This window comes from Rhizobium sp. TAL182 (assembly GCF_002117725.1).
In the GTDB taxonomy this organism is placed as follows: Bacteria; Pseudomonadota; Alphaproteobacteria; order Rhizobiales; family Rhizobiaceae; genus Rhizobium; species Rhizobium esperanzae.
Window position 1 is genome coordinate 2,731,906 of sequence record NZ_CP021024.1, and the last position, 17,625, is coordinate 2,749,530.

At 63.4% G+C, this 17,625-nt stretch carries 18 protein-coding genes and 1 pseudogene; 5 read left to right on the top strand and 14 right to left on the bottom strand.

Features of this window, described 5'->3' with window-relative positions; all coding sequences use genetic code 11:
• Positions 1-63: 63 nt before the first annotated feature.
• The 5 genes from Tal182_RS13740 to Tal182_RS13760 form a co-directional block, all read right to left on the bottom strand.
• Entirely contained in the window at positions 64-1,194 is a 1,131-nt protein-coding gene (locus Tal182_RS13740) for an NAD(P)/FAD-dependent oxidoreductase (protein ID WP_085859764.1), read from the bottom strand.
• The gene (locus tag Tal182_RS13745; RefSeq protein WP_245344769.1) at positions 1,191-1,871 is read right to left on the bottom strand and encodes a TetR/AcrR family transcriptional regulator; all 681 of its coding nucleotides are present in this window, start codon (positions 1,869-1,871) and stop codon (positions 1,191-1,193) included. The genes Tal182_RS13740 and Tal182_RS13745 overlap by 4 nt, the downstream gene beginning before the upstream one ends.
• A gap of 134 nt (positions 1,872-2,005) precedes the next feature.
• Positions 2,006-2,353 (bottom strand): hypothetical protein, encoded by a 348-nt coding sequence (locus Tal182_RS13750; RefSeq protein ID WP_008535048.1) that lies wholly within the window; start codon positions 2,351-2,353, stop codon positions 2,006-2,008.
• A 126-nt stretch (positions 2,354-2,479) separates the two neighbouring features.
• Positions 2,480-3,808, bottom strand: coding sequence for an extensin family protein (locus Tal182_RS13755; protein ID WP_085859765.1), 1,329 nt, complete (start codon positions 3,806-3,808; stop codon positions 2,480-2,482).
• A gap of 152 nt (positions 3,809-3,960) precedes the next feature.
• Positions 3,961-5,781 (bottom strand): methyl-accepting chemotaxis protein, encoded by a 1,821-nt coding sequence (locus Tal182_RS13760; RefSeq protein WP_085859766.1) that lies wholly within the window; start codon positions 5,779-5,781, stop codon positions 3,961-3,963.
• A 273-nt stretch (positions 5,782-6,054) separates the two neighbouring features.
• Between Tal182_RS13760 and Tal182_RS13765 the strand changes: the two genes are divergently transcribed.
• Positions 6,055-6,441 carry an acyl-CoA thioesterase gene (locus tag Tal182_RS13765; protein ID WP_064803309.1) on the top strand — a complete coding sequence of 129 codons (387 nt, stop codon included), beginning with the start codon at positions 6,055-6,057 and terminating at the stop codon, positions 6,439-6,441.
• 18 nt (positions 6,442-6,459) lie between these two features.
• Positions 6,460-7,047: a hypothetical protein gene (locus Tal182_RS13770; protein ID WP_085859767.1), complete on the top strand. Its 588-nt coding sequence runs from the start codon at positions 6,460-6,462 to the stop codon at positions 7,045-7,047.
• A 295-nt stretch (positions 7,048-7,342) separates the two neighbouring features.
• On the opposite strand, the gene Tal182_RS13775 is transcribed toward Tal182_RS13770, so the two are convergent.
• The 4 genes from Tal182_RS13775 to Tal182_RS13790 all read right to left on the bottom strand — a co-directional run bounded on the left by Tal182_RS13775 (position 7,343) and on the right by Tal182_RS13790 (position 12,285).
• Positions 7,343-8,515, bottom strand: coding sequence for a DUF1501 domain-containing protein (locus Tal182_RS13775; protein WP_085859768.1), 1,173 nt, complete (start codon positions 8,513-8,515; stop codon positions 7,343-7,345).
• Positions 8,516-8,525: 10 nt separating this feature from the next.
• Positions 8,526-10,037 (bottom strand): DUF1800 domain-containing protein, encoded by a 1,512-nt coding sequence (locus Tal182_RS13780; protein ID WP_085859769.1) that lies wholly within the window; start codon positions 10,035-10,037, stop codon positions 8,526-8,528.
• Positions 10,038-10,450: 413 nt separating this feature from the next.
• The gene (locus Tal182_RS13785) at positions 10,451-11,251 is read right to left on the bottom strand and encodes a class I SAM-dependent methyltransferase (RefSeq protein ID WP_085860934.1); all 801 of its coding nucleotides are present in this window, start codon (positions 11,249-11,251) and stop codon (positions 10,451-10,453) included.
• 152 nt (positions 11,252-11,403) lie between these two features.
• Positions 11,404-12,285: an NmrA/HSCARG family protein gene (locus Tal182_RS13790; RefSeq protein ID WP_085859770.1), complete on the bottom strand. Its 882-nt coding sequence runs from the start codon at positions 12,283-12,285 to the stop codon at positions 11,404-11,406.
• A gap of 101 nt (positions 12,286-12,386) precedes the next feature.
• On the opposite strand from Tal182_RS13790, the gene Tal182_RS13795 reads away from it, so the two are divergent.
• Positions 12,387-13,310 (top strand): LysR family transcriptional regulator, encoded by a 924-nt coding sequence (locus tag Tal182_RS13795; RefSeq protein ID WP_085859771.1) that lies wholly within the window; start codon positions 12,387-12,389, stop codon positions 13,308-13,310.
• Positions 13,311-13,326: 16 nt separating this feature from the next.
• Here the strand turns inward: Tal182_RS13795 and Tal182_RS13800 are convergent, their stop codons facing one another.
• The 5 genes and pseudogenes from Tal182_RS13800 to Tal182_RS13815 form a co-directional block, all read right to left on the bottom strand.
• The gene (locus tag Tal182_RS13800) at positions 13,327-13,581 is read right to left on the bottom strand and encodes a hypothetical protein (RefSeq protein WP_085859772.1); all 255 of its coding nucleotides are present in this window, start codon (positions 13,579-13,581) and stop codon (positions 13,327-13,329) included.
• A 60-nt stretch (positions 13,582-13,641) separates the two neighbouring features.
• Positions 13,642-14,019 (bottom strand): response regulator, encoded by a 378-nt coding sequence (locus Tal182_RS13805; protein WP_085859773.1) that lies wholly within the window; start codon positions 14,017-14,019, stop codon positions 13,642-13,644.
• A 131-nt stretch (positions 14,020-14,150) separates the two neighbouring features.
• Entirely contained in the window at positions 14,151-14,711 is a 561-nt protein-coding gene (locus tag Tal182_RS13810; protein ID WP_064810629.1) for an NADH-quinone oxidoreductase subunit B, read from the bottom strand.
• Positions 14,712-14,854: 143 nt separating this feature from the next.
• Positions 14,855-14,968, bottom strand: a pseudogene (locus tag Tal182_RS32745) (DUF4087 domain-containing protein); the annotation flags it as partial.
• 33 nt (positions 14,969-15,001) lie between these two features.
• Complete coding sequence (locus Tal182_RS13815) at positions 15,002-15,790, bottom strand: DUF899 domain-containing protein (protein ID WP_085859774.1); 789 nt, start codon at positions 15,788-15,790, stop codon at positions 15,002-15,004.
• Between the two features lie 387 nt (positions 15,791-16,177).
• Here Tal182_RS13815 and Tal182_RS13820 point away from each other — a divergent pair, with 387 nt between their 5' ends.
• Together Tal182_RS13820 and Tal182_RS13825 are read left to right on the top strand one after the other, a co-directional pair.
• Positions 16,178-16,948, top strand: a complete 771-nt coding sequence (locus Tal182_RS13820) for an adenylate/guanylate cyclase domain-containing protein (RefSeq protein ID WP_085859775.1) — start codon at positions 16,178-16,180, stop codon at positions 16,946-16,948.
• A 161-nt stretch (positions 16,949-17,109) separates the two neighbouring features.
• A complete protein-coding gene (locus Tal182_RS13825) occupies positions 17,110-17,565 on the top strand; it encodes a DUF805 domain-containing protein (RefSeq protein WP_085859776.1) in 456 nt (151 codons plus the stop codon).
• The last annotated feature ends 60 nt before the right edge of the window (positions 17,566-17,625 follow it).

A 17,625-nucleotide genomic window follows, 5' to 3' on the forward strand; every position in this document is an offset into this window, starting at 1 on the left:
TCCGGCCGAGATCGCCGAGAACAGTGCCGGCGGTGAGCGTGAAGAATTCCCGGAGATTGCCTATCACGTAGCAACCGCCTCCACCCCCGAACGTATGCCGAGGAAGAAATCGACGAGAGGATGCGGCGCCTGGTCGTTGAAGCAGAGAGCAAGACCCGCGGTTGATTCCTGAGCAGCGCTTTCGCTGCGGGGAAACATGGCGGTTTCGTAGCTGGCGAGCGCCGCCTCGATATCGTCATGAGCGAGGATCGCCTGGGCCAGGTCCGCGCCGTCGCGCATGGCGAGATTGGCGCCCTCACCGGCGAAAGGAGACATCAGATGCGCGGCATCGCCGATCAGGGTGACACCGGCCCTGCGACCCCAGCGAAGGCCGACGGGCAAGGCAAAGAGCGGCCTTGCAACCAAAGGCGCCTCGCTCCCGGCGATGAGATCGACGAGCGACCGGTCCCAGTCATCGAACCGCGCCAGCACGTCTCCGAGCAGGCCTCCGGCCTTCGACATGACTTCGGCCGACCACTCGGCCGGCGCCTCGAAGGCAGCGTAGCTGCAGATCATATCGCCCGGCTCGCGGTGAGCCAGAATGCCCTTGCGTTCGGAAAGCGCCATCATCGTCCCCGTCCCGACGATCTCGGCCTGCTCCGGAAACCGGGCGGAGACCTCCGTCAAACGCGCTTCCGCAAAAGACAGGCCGGTATAGACCGGCTCGCTATCGGTCAGCAGCGGCCGCACCTTCGACCAGGCGCCGTCGGCGCCGATCAGCACGTCCGTCCGGACCGATAGCCCGTTCGCGAAGCTGACGATATAGGCGCCATCCGCCGCGGCAGCGACAGCAGTGGCGCGATGCCCCCACCGGATGATCCCTTCCGGCAGCGATGCGATCAGCATGGCCCGCAATTGGCCGCGCTCGACTTCGGGACGCAGATCGTTGCCGGCTTCCGCGAGATGCACCCTGCCCGCCTTGTCGAGAACGCGAAAGGCATCGCCTTCCTCTAGGACGATCTTGCGAAACTTCTCGTAGAGGCCGGCCGCCTCGAGCGCCATCTGGCCGGTCTCCACATGCATATCGAGCATGCCGCCCTGATGCCGCGCGGAGGGGGAGGCGTCGCTTTCGAAGATGCGCACATCCATTCCGTGGATATGCAGGATGCGGGCGAGTACAAGGCCGCCGAGGCCGGCGCCGAGAATGTTGATCATGCTTTCGTCTCCGCACGTCGTGTCGCAAGAACGCCATTGATCAGCACATCGAATCCCCAATCCAGCCGGTCGCCGCCGCCTGAAAGCAGATCGCCGCTGAGCCGCGTGATATTGGGCAGCGCCTCGGCATCGGCCACTTCGATCGCCACCGTCAGCGAGGAGAACTCCGATGGCGAGCGTGACGATGCCTTCCAGGCGGCCTTTTCGGCGGCCTGCGCCGTGGCGTAGAGCAGCAGCAGATCGACCGCCCATGCCGCATCGGCGTCCGGCACGCCACCCTCGTTCAGGAGCGCCAGAATCGTCTCGACAAGTGCGAGGTAGTTCGCTCCGCTCGGCATGGTCGACATTGCCATCCGCGCCAGTTCCGGATGCTCGAAAAGCACCGCCATATAGCTGCGAAGCGTGCCTTTCAGCCGGCCGCGCCAATCCGCTGACGAAGAAGGCACGGCAACGCCCGCAAGCAGCGCATCGAGGATCTCGGCGTGAAGATCCTCGGTGTCGCTGATATAAACGTAAAGCGACGCAGGCCCGGTATCGAGCACGGCGGCCACACGCCGCATCGTGACCTTCGCCAGTCCTTCCTGATGGAACAGGTGCAACGCTGCTTCAACGATCCCATCGCGGCTCAAAGCCGGCTTGCTCGGCCTCTCGCGCCGGCTCCCGGGCTGTCGCGCCATTGACCTATCTCCATTTACGAACATGTTCGTAACAAACATGTTCGTCAATGGATGTCAACCAGCAGAACCGGAGATCACCGTTCGAAACCTGACGGATTTGTGGGCTGTCGGCCGCTGCAGCGCCGGAGCGGCGCTCAGACCTTCTCTTTTTTCCTGGTCTTTTCCTTCGGTTCGACCGGCGCATCGGGCGTCGGCGCCAGAAGCTTGCGCAGCGATGCGATCTTGTCCTTCACCAGCGGCCGGAAGCGCGTCGCGCGATAGGGCATGTCGGCGGCGCCGTAGCCTTCCGGCCCGTCATCATTGCCGCGATGGATTTCCGCGAGCTTCACCCCGATGAACGTGCCGTCGACATAGTGGGTATATTCGCCCACCCAGCGGATCGTATAGATCTCGCCCTTACGGATCAGCTGGTCGATGCTGACATGCTTGAAGGTGTCGTTGATGCAGACCACCTTCTGGCCGACATGAAATTCATAGCTCATGGATCAAACTCTCAAACGGCAATCCGCCTCGCCGTTCTATAGCGCGCCCGGCGGCGGGGATGAACCCTTTTCTGCCGGCGGACGTCATGCAGCGTGACTGCGCCTCTCTCCGACAATGCCACAAGTTCAGTCGCAATAGACCTTGCCGCTCTTGCGGGAGCGCAGATCGAAGTGGAAGTGGTTCCAGTGTTCCGGGTTGCTGCCCGGCCCGAGCACCGTGTTGAAATAGCGGCAGCTATCGGTGCGTACCGCCTTCAAGAGCCGGCCCTCGCGATAGGAGAACAGGCCTTTCTTGCGCACGTCGATCGCGTGGCCGTTCTTCAGCACGAACTTGCCGACGTCGATAGCATTCCCGCGGGCGTGTTCCGACATCGGATTATATCTCTGCCGGCTGTTGTTCATGCGCCGGCAGGAATAGCCGCCGAGCGGCTGGATCGTCTTGATGCCGCTCCAGTAGCGAAAGCGGGCCGACGGCGCCAACTCGTTCTTCACCCACTTGGCGAAGGCGAGCGTCACCTGGCAATTCAGCGTCACCGCCGGCTGCACGCCGATATTGCCGGAAAGGCCCTTTAGCGAGACCGGATAAGGGACCTGGCAGGCCGGCCCTTGCGAGATCGGCGGCTTCTCGTCGAAGAGCACGCCCATACGCTTCAGTTCGCGCCGGCAGGCGAGCTCGGAAGCCGGCATGACGCTCGGGTCGACCGGTGCTGCGGGCTCGCTCATCATCGGATTGTTCGGCCGGAGCATCGCGACTTCTTCGCTCTCGTCCTCTTCGGGAACGCGGGTCGGCTCCAAGACAGGGCGGCCGTCATTCCAGGCGGGAGCTCGGCTCATCTCGGCCTGGGCTGCCGGCTGCGGCATTGCCCGGGGTGCGGACTGGCGCACTGGCTGATTGATCTGAGCCGGACTGTCGGTGCCGATGCCGTCGACGACAGGTTCGCTGGCGTTGCCCTCGGCGATCTGCTGCTGCTGTTCCTGCGCCAGCCCGACGACCGGTTCGGCCCCGAGCTCTTCATCCATGTTCACACCGCCGGACGGGACAGCAAGGTTCTGCGTGCCGCCCCAGTTGCCGTTCGGCTGGCCTGCCGCCAGCGCCTCGTCGCTGTCGATCATCGGCAGCTTGCGGCCATGGGATTCCGGCGCGGCCAGCGTCTGCGGCGCCTGTGCCGTGTGCCCGGCGCCGGCAAGGTTCGGCGTATCGAGATAATCGACCGAGCCCTGACTGCTGCCAACAGGCCCGCCGGAAACAGGATAAGAGGCCTGAGTTTCCGCCGGCGCAAGGCGCTCCGCACGCGCCATACGCGCGGCACCGCGAGACGGTGAAATCGAACTGACCCGGGTGCCATTGTCGACATTGGCCGGCGGCACCAGCCCATCGCTGATCGAACAGGTGGTCAGCGCCGCCGAGAGCAGCACGGGCAGGAAGGCTCGCCGCGGAAAGGAAACAAACGCCATACTCTTATCGCTTCCATGGGCCGGCCGCAGAGTGACCGAAAAAACTCGGTCCAATTTTAATTAAAAACGGTGAATGAAAACTTACCGGCACAATCTGAAGGCGGTGGGAATTGAAAAAGGCCGGTCGCCCGGCCTTTGATCTTTGCTGTTTTTCATGCTGCCCGTGTGTATCGGGTTTCGGTCGGACGCCCCGCCTCGCGCAGGCGGAAATTCGCAAGCAGCGTCTTCAGCTGCGTACTTTCGTCGGCAAGCGTGCGGCTGGCCGCCGTCGTCTCCTCGACCATCGCCGCGTTCTGCTGCGTCATCTGGTCCATGTGATTGACGGAGCTGTTGATCTCGTTGAGCCCCGTCGACTGCTCGCGCGCCGCCGTCGCGATCGAGGCGACATGGTCGTTCACCTGGTTGACTAGCGCTTCGATCTCCAGCAGCGCGTCACCCGTCGAGCGCACCAGCGCAACCCCGCCCTCGACTTCCGCAGCCGACCGGCTGATCAGTTCCTTGATCTCCTTGGCCGCATTGGCGGAACGCTGCGCAAGTTCGCGCACTTCCTGGGCGACGACGGCGAAGCCGCGGCCCGCCTCGCCGGCCCGCGCAGCCTCGACGCCGGCGTTCAGCGCCAGAAGATTCGTCTGGAAGGCAATCTCATCGATAACAGAGATGATCTGGTTGATGCGGCTCGAGGATTCCTCGATCCGGCCCATCGCGGTTACGGCGTTGCGGACGATGTCGCCGGAGCGGCCGGCGCTTGCTTTGGTTTCGGCCACCATCTCGCGCGCCTCGTTCGCCCGCTCGGATGCGGTCTTGACCGTCGCGGTGATTTCGTCGAGCGCTGCGGCCGTTTCTTCGAGTGCGGCCGCCTGCTGCTCCGTGCGCCTCGACAGATTACCGGTCGCCTCGCTGATGTCGGACGCGCTGTCGTTGACGACGCGGCTCGATTCGGCGATCGCATGGATGACGCCGTTCAGCGCATCGACGGCCGCGTTGAAGTCGCTGCGCAGTTTCGCGTAGTCGTCACCGATATCGCCGATCGAAACCGTCAGATCGCCGCTTGCAAGCTTCTCCAGGCCGACACCGAGCGCCTGCATCGCGCGGCTCTGCCGCTCGGAAGCCGAGCGCAGGCTCGCCTCGTTGCCACGGCGCTCGTCCTCGATCTGGCGCTGCCTTTCGTCTTCGCGTCCGCGCAATGCGCTACGCTCGTCGACAGAGTCGCGCAGAACCAGCAGCGCCTTGGCCATCTGGCCGATCTCGTCGCGACGGTCAGCGCCGGCGATCTCGACCGATGCTTCCTCGGCGGCAATCGCATTCATCGCCGTCTTCAGTCGGGCAATCGGCGCCGTCACACTGCGGACGATGGCATAGGCGATCGCGATGGTGGCGGCCGCGCCAAGCAGGCAGAGCGCTGCAGCCCAGATCGCATTCTGGCGATAGAGCGCCGCCAGGTCATCGGCATAGACGCCGGTGCCGACGATCCAGCCCCAAGGCTCGAAACCGGCGACATAGGAATATTTCAGCACCGGCTCGTCGGCGCCCGGCTTCGGCCAGTAATAATCAACGAAGCCCTTGCCGTCCTTCTTCACCTTGTTGACGAACTCGACGAACAGGAACTTGCCGGTCGGGTCCTTCATCTGGGAGATATCGGTGCCGTTCAGTTGCGGCTTGATCGGATGCATCACCATAGCGGGGCGCATGTCATTGATCCAGAAATAGCCGTCGGCGCCGTAGCGCATGGCGCCGATCACGTCCTTGGCGGCCGCCTGCGCCTGCTCACGGGTCATCGTACCAGCCTGTTCCATCTTGTAATATTTGTCGAAGATGCCGAGAGCTGTCGCCTCCATCTTCTCCAGCCCGGCCTTCCGCTCCGCTTCCAGCTCGGAATAGGAATAGTTCAGAAAGAAGACCATCGTCGCCGCGAGCACGGCAAGCGTGAAGCCGACGAGGCAGTAAAGACGGGTGGAAATCTTGACGTTACGCATGAGGGTTCCCGGCGATTCTTGGATATGAGACCGCTTTCATTGTGAACCACCGGAATTACTGGAGCGTAAAGTTTTATTAGAATGCGGTTAAATAACGTAAGGTGAAGTGGCGGTTGTAAAATTCAACCCGCTGAAATCGAATGAGATTTCAGCTCGATGACGGCCGCGATATTTGCACCGCCGCCTTCGCTGGCACCGAAAGGGATTGGTCCACGCAACGAGTTCGCCTAACGTGGCTGCAGAATCGTAACACCCAGCCTGAAGGAAACTTCCATGACCGATGCCGCCAAGCCGCGAGGCGAACTGACGCTGCGCACGCTCGCCATGCCGGGCGATGCCAATCCGGCCGGCGATATTTTCGGCGGCTGGGTCATGGCGCAGATGGACCTTGCCTCCGGTATTCGTGCCGCCGAGCGCGCCAAAGGCCGCGTCGTCACCGCCGCCGTCAAGGAAATGGCCTTCGAGCTGCCGGTCAAGATCGGCGATACGCTTTCGGTCTATACCGATATCGACCGCGTCGGGCGCACATCGATTACGCTGATCGTCGAAGCCTGGGCGCACCGCTCGCGTTATGCCAAGATGGAAAAGGTCACCGCCGCCACCTTCATCATGGTGGCACTCGACGAAGAGGGCAAGCCCAAGCAAGTCCCCGAGGAGTGACAGGCCGGGATCGACACCATGGAAACGGTCAGCTCGCCGGAGGTCTTCCTTCATATCAAGGTGGTGATGGGCATGGTCATCAGCCTTTCGCTCGCCAGGCTGTTGACCGGCGTGGCCGGTATCGTCCAACACCCGGCCAAGGCGCGGGTCTATGTCGTCCATCTCGGCTGGGCGCTGTCCTTGTTCCTCTTCATCATCCATATCTGGTGGTGGGAATATCGCCTGCAGGCCGTGCCCGTCATCGGCTTCGGCATCTATCTCTTCCTCGTCTGCTTCTGCAGCCTGTTCTTCCTGCTCTGCGCCCTGCTCTTCCCGGCGAGCCTCGATGAATATGGCGGCTACGAGGAATATTTCATTTCGCGGCGTAAATGGTTCTTCGGCGTCCTCGGCCTGATCTACGCCGTCGATATCCTCGACACGGCGATCAAAGGTCCGGAGCGCATCCTCTCGCTCGGCTGGGAATATCCCGCCCGTAACATCGTCTACATCCTGCTCTGCGCCCTCGCCGCCTGGACCGCGAACCGCCGCTTCCACACAATCTTCGTCATCGCCAACCTGCTCTACCAGGTGAGCTTCATCTTCAGGCTTTATGATGTGTTGGAGTGAGGCCCGGTCCCGCGAAGCGGGAGCGATCGATCCGGTGAATCGATTGCAGGGCCGAACGCCCTGAGCGAAAGCGAGGGGCCGGGCAGCGGCAAATTCTCAAACCTTGCTGGAAGGTCGCGCCCTCTCTCCAGCCTCATCCTGGAGGTGCCCCCGCAGGGGCCTCGAAGGACGGGGCTGGCCTCCGCTTCGCCGAGTCCGGATGCTGGCGTGACGCCAAGCCACCCGCCCCCGTGGTTCGAGACGGCCCTTCGGGCTCCTCACCATGAGGGCTGGTCGTCGTGCCGTCCCGCCCCTCTCACACCTTCAAAAACTGTGATCCCTTATCAAAGCCCAGCCCGGGAAATATCTTCCCCGTCAGATCGTCCACACCGACATCGAACTGCCGGTAGAGCATCGCCGCCGCCACCTCGCGCACGTCGGCCGTCGGCATCAGATCGCGGTCGTCGAGCAGCTGGCCATCGCCGATCCCCGGCCAGCGGCCGAGGATGCGGCCGCCGTTGATCGCGCCGCCGGCAAGGACAGCGCAGCCGCCGGTGCCGTGGTCGGTGCCGGCGGAGCCGTTCTGGCGAACGGTGCGGCCGAATTCCGTCATGGCAAGCACCACCGTCTTTGCCCAGATCTCGGGCCCGAGCGTCGTCTTCAGCGTGTTGATCGCCTGAGCGAGATCCCCTGCCGGTCGCTTGAATTGGCCGGCCTGGCCGATATGGGTGTCCCACCCGGTGATCGAGAAGCTGGCGATGCGGTAATCGCCCTTCAGCATGTTGGCCGCGAGCGCCGCGACGTCGCCGATCTTCTCGCCGCGCTCGCCGTCCGGCTCGATCATCATCGCAGCGCCGTCGGCGCGCGTCGCCTCGGCAAGTGCCTGGGCGAAGGGCGGATCACCGGCATAGAGCCGCGCCAGGAACTGCATCTCGTCACGCGCCGGCGCCAGATTGGAATCCGATGCCCAGACGTCGACATTGTTCGGCCCGGAGAGGATCAGCTCCGTCGACGTGTGGACGTCGATCGCCTTGCGCGCATCCGAGCGGGGGATGACAGCGAGCGCCCGGTTCAGCCAGCCAGTCTTTTCCTCGGCGACATGTTCGCCGCCGGATTCAAGCATGTCCTGCCCGTCGAAATGGCTGCGCTGGTCGCGATAGGGCGTCGACACAGCATGGACGAAGGCGAGCTCTCGGCTCTTCCAGAGCGGCATCAGGTCGGCGGCGGCGGGATTGAGGCCGAAATGCCCGTCGAGATCGAGAAGTCCGCTGTCCGGCGTCAGCGCCAGGGTCGGCCTGAGCGCGGCAAAACCGGCGTCGCCGTAAGGCTGCACCAGGTCGAGCCCGTCCATCGCGCCGCGCAGCACAATGGTAACGAAACGATTATCGCCCGGCATCGCCGCGAAGGTGACCGGCGTGAAGGCGGGGGCGGCGGCAAGACAGCAGGCCGAGGTCAGAAAGCCGCGGCGGGAAAGCAAGATCCGGTTCATTGGGAGCCTCCTATCGGCGGTTGAATTCCGGCGATGCCAGCACCAGCGTCAAACCGCTGACCTTGTTCGGCGCCTGCGACACCACGCGGATCGTCTCGTCGCGCGCGGCATCGGCAAGCGTCGATCTCAGGAACGCGCGCGGATCCTCGTCGCGGCCGAACTGCGCCGCGGCCCGCCTTGCCCAGGCCAGACGCTCGGCGAGCTGGCTGCCGGTGATCCAGGCGGAAAAGCCTTCCTCGAAACCGGCAGGGCTCGGCGGCAGCCAGATCGGCTGGCCCATGCGCTTCAGCGCCCCCTGCCCCAATGCCCGCGCCGCCCGAAAGGCCTTGAGCCGCTTGTCCCTCGCCTCTCCGGCGGGATCCGTCGTCACTGGCGCTCCCGCCATGCCAGGCGTATTAGCAGCCATATCGCCCTCGTCCGTTCCCTGCTGATTGGCTGCCAGGAAGCTGCCGACGACGCCGTTGACCGGCCCCGCATTCAGCGCCCTCAGACCGGCAACAACAAAATCGAACGGCTGGCGCGCCTTGGCGCCCTCGTTCTGCCAGGCGGCCGGATGGTCGAGCATGGCGGTGTAGACGGCGGTGAGGTCGCCATCCGTCTTCTTCCACGCGGCCGCCATATCAGAGACCATCCCCTCGTCTGGTTGGTCGGAGACGAAATGCACCGCGAGCTTGCGGCTGATATGCGCCGCCGTCTTCGGATGGACCGAGAGGTCGTCGAGCATGTCGAGATAATCCTCGCGCGAGCGCCGGCGCCCGCCATAACTGACGCCGAGCACCTGATGCTCGCCGGGCTCCGAAATGTTCGGCCGAAAGGCGATATCCATCTCCTTGCGGTCGATAGTGAGTCCCGTCAGCACCATGGCCGCGGCGGTAACATCCGCCTGGGTATAGCCGCTGCCGGCCCCGAGCGTGTGCAGTTCCAGGAGCTCGCGTCCGAGATTTTCGTTCAGCCCCTTGTTGCGCTTGACGCCGCCGGCCGAATCCGGCCCCAGCGAATCCGCCTGGTCGAGGTAGATCAGCATGGCGGGATGAGCGGTGGCGCTGCGCAGGAGATCGCCGAACCTGCCCGAAATGAACGGCCGGATTGCCTCGGCTTCGTAGAGCGGCACGATAAGGCGCATCGGCAGGCTCTTGTTGGCGCTGGTGGAGAAATGATCGGTCCAGAAGGTCGAAAGCCGCTCGTAAAAGCCGTGGGGCGACAGCACCGCCTGCATCAGCCGCAGGTTCGCATCGTGCTGAAACTGCTGCTGCGCCTGGCGCTGCACAGCCTTACGCATCTCGCGCCGCGTCGGATCGTCAGTGACCGTCTTGGCATCTTCCCGGATCTGCTTCAGCTGGTCCTGCAGGCTGAGGATCGCCCGGTGACGCATGTCGGGGCCGCCGAGCGGAAAATCCGGCGTTGCCGCCGCGCCTTTGGATAACTGCCCGATCAGCTCGTCCTTGCTTTGCGGCGCCACCTCGCCCGGCCGGAAACCATAACCGAACCGGATCGCCGCCATCGTCGGGAAAGAGAGGCTCATGCCCGATCACCTCCTGATCACTTGATGGTGACAGGCTGACAGCCGATTGCGACGGGAATCTGCAGGAAATGCGGCGATATCACGACATGGACGATTTGTAATCTACTGAAAAGGCTCAGGTTTCATGCGCGGAAGATGAAGGATGCTCCGATTTATTGTCGTAGGCGGCTTCAGTTTCAACCCGCCGACGGCCCCGGTCTTTCATTCAGCAAGCGCTTTCAAACGCGGCTCCCGCCAACGCCCCTCGCGATGAGGCTCTCTCTGGCCTTGGCGACATCCTCCAGCTTTCCTCATGCTGAGGTGCGCAGCCCGAAAAGGGCGGAGCCTCGAAGCACGCGCCTCAACGTTGCTCCTTGCATCTTTTCGCCGCCGCACCGCCTCTTCATCGCAACAGGCGCATCCGGCCGACCGTCTCAAGCTACCCTGCCCCGGCACGCCCACGCCACCGAAGCGAACGATCGCGGCCCATCCGGCTCGCCGGCCTCATAGGCGGCCCGAATGGCGGCGTCGACGGCCTTTTTCTTGTCCGGCTCGAGTCCCGCAACATACCTGCCGAGCGGCCCTTCGCCGGCTGCGATCGGCTGCCAATAATCGTCGAAGGAAAGATAGTCCATCCGCACCAGGAGCGAGGTTTCCTCGACATCGGAAAGGCCCTGCGCGATGAAGGTCTGTTTCATTTCCCCCGGCCGCATCATCGGCTGAAAACAATATCGGCGGCGCAGCGGCAGCGCGTCCTCGTCGAGCATGACGGCAGTATCCCACAGCATCCGCATGTTTGACATACCGCCGTAATGGTCCCAGACGGCGGCGGCGACCACGCCGCCGGGGCGGACGACGCGAGCCATCTCGGCCACCGCCTTGCCCGCCTCCGGCACGAAATGCAGCATCAGCAGCGAAATCGCCCTGTCGAAACGGCCGTCCTCGAAAGGCAAGGAGCAAGCATCCGCCTGTTGGAACGATATGCGTGGATCGGTATTGGCCCGTTTCGCCGCCTCGACGAAGACAGGAGAATAATCGATGGCGGCGATCTCCCGCAGGCCGGGCGTTTGCGCAAGCGTGAACGCCAGGCTGCCGGTGCCGCAGCCGACGTCGAGCACGCGATCGCCATCCGCCAGCCCGGCAAAATCGATGAGCATCGGCGCCAGCTTCCGGCTCCACCGGCCCATCAGCCGCTCATAACCATCCGCACTTTCGACATGAAAACTCGACGGCATTGAAGCCTCCTCCCCCAAAGGACCGTGGCTGATTATGAACGTGCCGCCGGCGGCCGCAAGCGGATAATCGCTGTCGGTCCGCCGGATCTCCTTCTCCCTCATCCTCGGCCCTGCGCCAAGGATCTGCCGCCCGTCAACCGCCGCGGAACGCGTCAGCCGCCAGCCTTGTGCAGAACGCTCCAATCAAACCCGCCTGCCCAATCGGCGTAACGGTGCCAGCCAACGTCAGGAAAATCGCGGCGAAGGGAGAGAATGTCGGCGTCGTAGCCGGTGCGGTCGAACCATTCATACATCAGCGCCGCATCCTCGCTCTGCTGCCGCATCGCGGCAATCGACAATTCCTGATAGCCGATCGGACGGCCGAGCACTTCCGACAGGACTTTCACCTGCTCCTCGCCGGACAATTCGTCACCGGCAATGTCGAAACGCCTGCCGAACACCTGTTCGCGCCGTTCGGTCAGGGCCGCAACGAAGGCGCCGATATCGGCAAGGCAGATCTGCTGCAACACGCGCCCGGGCGGCAGGGCTGCGGCGTAGACGCCCTGGCGCAGCCCGTCGATAGCCCACGCCGCCACGGTGTTTTCCATGAAGGCGACGGGCGCGCTGATCGTATAGGGAATGCCGAGCCCGGCAATATGCTGCTCGACCAGAAACTTGCTGTCGAAATGCGGAATGCCGGTCTTTCTGTCGGCGTCGGCGACGGAGGAATAAATCAGGTGCCCTATACCGGCAGCCTTCGCCTCATTCGCGGCGGTGATGCCCTGGCGGGTTTCCGCATCCGTCCCGGCCTCGTAGCTATTGCCCATCAGGAACATCGTGTCGACACCGCTCGCAGCCTGCGTCACCGACCCGGCATCGTCGAGATCACCGGCGACGACTTCGACTCCCGCCGCGGCCAGGCGCCTGGCGCTGTCGCTCTCCGGTCTACGGCAGATCGCCCTGACGCGGTGGCCCCGCGCCAGCAATGCGCGGGCGACCGCGCCGCCCTGCTGTCCGGTCGCGCCCGTTACCAACACGCTTCTTGGCTTGCTCATGTCTCTGCTCCTTGTCGTTTGGCGATGAGCCAGAGGTAAGACTTGCCGCATTGAACCATAATGGCCTAAGATTGAGAAACATCGTGCCACTGGTGAATACAATGCTCGATCTCAACGACATCGTCGTCTTCGCCCGTGTCGTCGAGGCCGGCAGCTTCACCGCCGCCGCCCGCCTGCTCGCCATGCCGAAGACGACGGTCAGCCGCCGTATCGCCGCGCTTGAGCGCGAGGTCGGCGTGCGGCTCCTGCAGCGGACCACCCGCAGCCTCAGGCTGACGGATGCGGGACGCCTCTATTACGAGGAGAGCAGTGAGGCGCTTCGCACCCTCGAGCAGGCGAACCTTCGGCTGGCCGAGGCGCGGGCCGAGCCAGCCGGCACGATCCGCATCTCCGCGCCCGTCGGCTTCGGCGGCCATTTCCTCGCCGCTGCGATCGTCGACTTCCTCGCGGCCTACCCGAAGACCAAGGTCGAACTGCGCCTGACCGACGACAGGCTCAATCTTATCGAGAACGGCATAGACCTCGCCTTCCGCACCGGCATTTTGGAAGATTCGACGCTGATCGCCCGCAAGCTCGGCTCGACCTACAGGATTCTCTGCGCCAGCCCGGACTATCTCGCCCGCTGCGGCACGCCCGGTCGGCCGGCGGACCTCACCGGCCACGACTGCGTCATCGCCGGTCCGTCGGCGGCCAATGTGCCCTGGGTGCTGGAGAGCGCGGACATCCGGGAAACAGTCACGGTATCGGGACGGTTCGCCGCCAACGAGATGCAGGCGGTCATGGCCGCTGCAATTGCCGGCTACGGTATCGCGCAACTGCCGCATGGCCTCGCCGAGGCCTGCATCGCGGACGGCCGACTGCGCCGCGTCCTTGATGATTACACGACGCCGACCGGCGGCCTGCATGTCGTCTACCCCAGCAGTCAGCACCTGTCGCCTTTGGTCAAGGCCTTCATCGACCTCGCCGCCACGCGGCTGAACGCGGGGAATGGCGCGAACGATGACCTGGCGGTCATATTGCCATAGATCCGTATGCCTCCCGTCACTGCCAAAGAAAATCCGGTCCGGTGCTCTGCGACGTCAGCTTGAGAGTGCCGTCCGGCTGAACGACATAGGTCTCGAAGACGCGGTAGCCGAACTGGCCGAGAAAGGTGTTCTTGACAACCGTTCCCGCGCGATACGGCGAATGAATCACCTTTCCGCCATAGGTGAGACTACCGGGAACCGCCTGCGGTTCGCCGGCCGCGCTGGCACAGGCTGTCAGCGCCGATAGAACGGCAATGAGCGCATGCTTCATCAGGCGACCTCGAGGTTGACATTGTTGCCAGACGCCTCGATCTCTTCGACAGCCGGGCGGTCAGAGGACGGCATTGCTGCCATCGAAGTCCCTGCGCAAAGCCTGTGCCCGCGAGAGCGCGCTGGCGATCCTGTCGTCGGTGAAGGGTTTGGGGATGATGTCGAGTGCACCTTCCATGCCATTTCCGACATTCTCCGGACTGCCGGTGACGAAGATGACATCGATGCCGTAGCGGTCGATCAGCCGGCGGGCAAGCTGCGCGCCGCTGACCCCGTCCGCGAGACTAAGATCGACGAGCGCGACGTCGCTTTTCGGAGCATAGGCGAGGGCCTGCTCAACGGTCGAAACCGGTCCGACGGTCTGGTGTCCGGCATCCTGCGCGATACGTTCGAGCTCCAGGGCGATGAGGCCCTCGTCTTCAACGATCATGACTTTCATGGATCCCTCCTCCAGGCTCGCCGGTGGACACATCCCCGGTCACCGTCCAAACGCAACTCCCGCTCGAAAGTTTCCCCCGCAAAGGAGGGACGTGCGAAAAATGGTAAGCAATTCGGTAAGGGCATCGGCAGCTACCGCTCGATGCTGCCGTTGCGCCGGATCTTCCGCTGCAGGAGTAGAATGCCGTAGAGCAACGCTTCGGCCGTCGGCGGGCAGCCGGGAACATAGATGTCGACCGGCACCACTCGGTCGCAGCCGCGCACGACGGAATAAGAATAATGGTAATAGCCGCCCCCATTGGCGCAGGAGCCCATGGAGATGACGTAGCGCGGTTCCGGCATCTGGTCATAAACCTTGCGCAGCGCAGGCGCCATCTTGTTGCACAGCGTACCTGCCACGATCATCAGGTCCGACTGCCTCGGGCTTCCGCGCGGGGCGACGCCGAAGCGCTCGACATCGTAGCGCGGCATGGACATCTGCATCATCTCGATGGCGCAGCAGGCAAGACCGAAGGTCATCCACATCAGCGAGCCGGTGCGCGCCCAGGTGATGAGTTCGTCGGTGCTGGTGACTAGAAAGCCTTTGTCGGCAAGCTCGGCATTGATCGTCCCCATCGTCGGGTCGCCCTGCCGCTGTTCACCGGGGAACTGGAAATTGCGCGGGGCCGAGTGCGGTTGCGTGAAGGACGGCATCGTCTTCTCCTGTGAGCCGACCTCAAACACAGCGCGCACGACAAAGTTCCAGCCGCGCCCGTCCCGGTACGATAACGGACGGGAGTTTTTTTCATAAGTTTTCCAAGATGCGGCGCTCAACGCCAAAGCGATCGCCCGCCCTATCACTGGCCCTTGTCGAGGAACCAGCCGATGGCAGCATCGTTCCGGCATCGGGAAAGCGGCAATTGCCGCACGGAGTGAATACGGGTGATTCCCTCCTCACCGTCCGTGTCGACCGTACAAGAATGAGAGCTGATCCTGAACGCGGCTCAGGATTTCCCCTTGGCGCTTTCCTCCCGGAACGCCGCTTCACCGGCATCGGAGACCTCGACCCATTTCTTGTCGGGCTCGGCGTCGGCAACGTAACTGTCGTGCCAGTTCCACCATTTGTAGGTCGGGGTCTGCGGATAGCCCGCAGGCGAATCCTCCCAGACTTCCTGGCGTCCGAGCGGCGTGATGTCGAGATAATTCCAGGTGCCGCCCATCTGCTCGTCGCCGCGGTTATTGACGAAATAGGTGCGGAAGATGCGCTCGCCGTCGCGGTAGAAGACATTGGTGCCGTGCCATTCGTCGACGCCGAAATCCTTGTCGAAGTCGTCGGTGATCGTCACCCACGGCATCGTCCAGCCCATCCGTTCCTTCAGCCGCGCTATGTCGGCCTGCGGCGCGCGCGAGGCGAAGACCAGCGTCGTGTCACGGGCGTTGAGATGGGCGACATGGGCGACCTGATCGGCAACCATCGAGCAGCCGCGGCAGGCATGCTCGGGCCAGCCGAAGACGCCGGGCTCGTAAAAAGCGCGGTAGACGATGAGCTGGTGCCGGCCTTCGAACAGGTCGAGCAGGCTGATCCTGCCTTTCGGCGCTTCGAAAGCATATTGCTTTTCGACGGCCATCCATGGCATGCGCCGCCGCTCGGCGGCAAGCGCGTCACGGGCACGCGTATGCGCCTTTTCCTTCACGAGAAGTTGCCTGTGAGCCGCCTCCCAGGCCGCCTGCGACACGACGGGCGGCCCCTGCATGGCCTGCCCGCCCTTTCCATTCCCGGCTGTTGCAGTCATCGCTTCAATCTCCTCTTTAGGGCGAGTTCCCGCGCCTCCTGTCCGAAAGCCGGTGCATCGCGATTGGTCGGAGATAGTTTCGCATCGGGCATCGAACAGTGGGAGTAACAACTGTGTCTGTTATCCCACGGCCAACGCAGTTGGTCCGTAGGCCAACGCAGTTGGTCCGTAGGCCAACGCAGTTGGTCCGTAGGCCAGCGCAGTTGGTCCGTAGGCCAGCGCAGTTGGTCCGTAGGCCAGCGCAGTTGGTCCGTAGGCCAGCGCAGTTGGTCCGCAGGCCAACGCAACGGCTCCGCCCGCGGTCGATGAAACCTCCTCAACCAACACAACAGTTGCCAAAAGCCACATGTTGACGGAAGCTTCACCACGGCCATTGGATCGCGTGACATGACGACAGAATCCACCTTCACGGAGCAGGCAAGGCATGGCAGCGCCAGGATCTGCCGCGGCTGCTGGGATCAGATGCATATGCCGATCCCGATCGGCGGCCCGCTCGCGCTTCCCTTCCGCGCCTTCGGCATCACCCGCAGCAAGATGAATCCCGATATCTGCACCATCTGCGAGCGCTCGTTCCAATATGTGAAGAAGCAGCGCCAGATCACCGTCGATGCCACCATCCTGTTCGCCGACATCAGGGGCTTTACCGATCTTTCCGAGCGTATCGAGGCGGTGCGCTTGAGCGAAATCGTCAGCCTGTTCCAGGATCGCTGCGCCCAGGCGATCTGGGCGCATGACGGCATCGTCAACAAGCAGATGGGCGACGGCCTGATGGCGATCTTCAATTTTCCGATCATCAGCAAGGATCACGCCGCCGCGGCGATCCTGGCGGCGCAGGCGATCCAGCGAAACTGCGCCGCCGCGCTGAATAGCCTGGCGCCCGACGCCCTGCCCGGCCGCTCCATCGGTGTCGGCGTCGGCATCCATTCCGGCGAGGTGCAGATCGGCGAATTCTCCAGCTTCCGCAGCGACTTCACCGCCATCGGCGGCGTCGTCAATCAGGCCGCGAGACTTGAATCCCAGGCAGCGGCCGGCGAGATCCTGATCTCGGCGGAAACGGCATCGAAAGCTCCCGACCGCACGGCAGGCGCCGAAACCCGCGTGCTTGCGCTGAAGGGCATCGAACAGCCGGTGCGGGCGAGCGTGCTGATCAAGCACTGAACGACGGCGATTGCCGCCTACCCAAAGCATCATCGCGCCGCCAACATGGCAGCCGCAGTTTCTCACGCTGTGATTGCGAAACAGAGTCGATTACCGGCCGGCTAATCCTCCGGAAACAAGCATCGCTTATCTCTAACCTATTTTAATAGCAGGCGTTTCTCATGGGCAGTTTTTCTCTGTATCACTGGTTGATCGTCTTGATCCTGTTCGGCGTGCCATTGTTCTTCGTCTTCAGAAAACCGCTGGTTGGGCCGAACCGCTTCGGCGACCGGCCGCAGGCCATGGGTTTCGGCCAGGCGATTGGAAGCTATTTCAAGAACTATGTGAACTTCAGCGGCAGAGCGAGCCGATCGGAATTCTGGTATTCGGCACTCTTCGTCTCTCTCGTCGCCATCGCTTTGCTTGTCGTAGATCGGAGCGAAACCTTGAACCGGATCTGGTCGCTGGCCACGTTTCTTCCGTGGATCGCCGTGGCCGCCCGACGCCTTCACGACGTCAACCGAAGCGGATGGTGGCAGCTTCTTGGACTATTAGTTCCCATTGGATCGATTGTCGTCCTCGTATGGTACTGCAGGGCGTCGACAGTGGATGATTCCAGGGAAGCCGTTTTTGCTTGAGCAAGGTGTCAGGATGGTCCTCGCGGCTTGAGCGGGTCCGAGGCACCGATCATCGTCGTT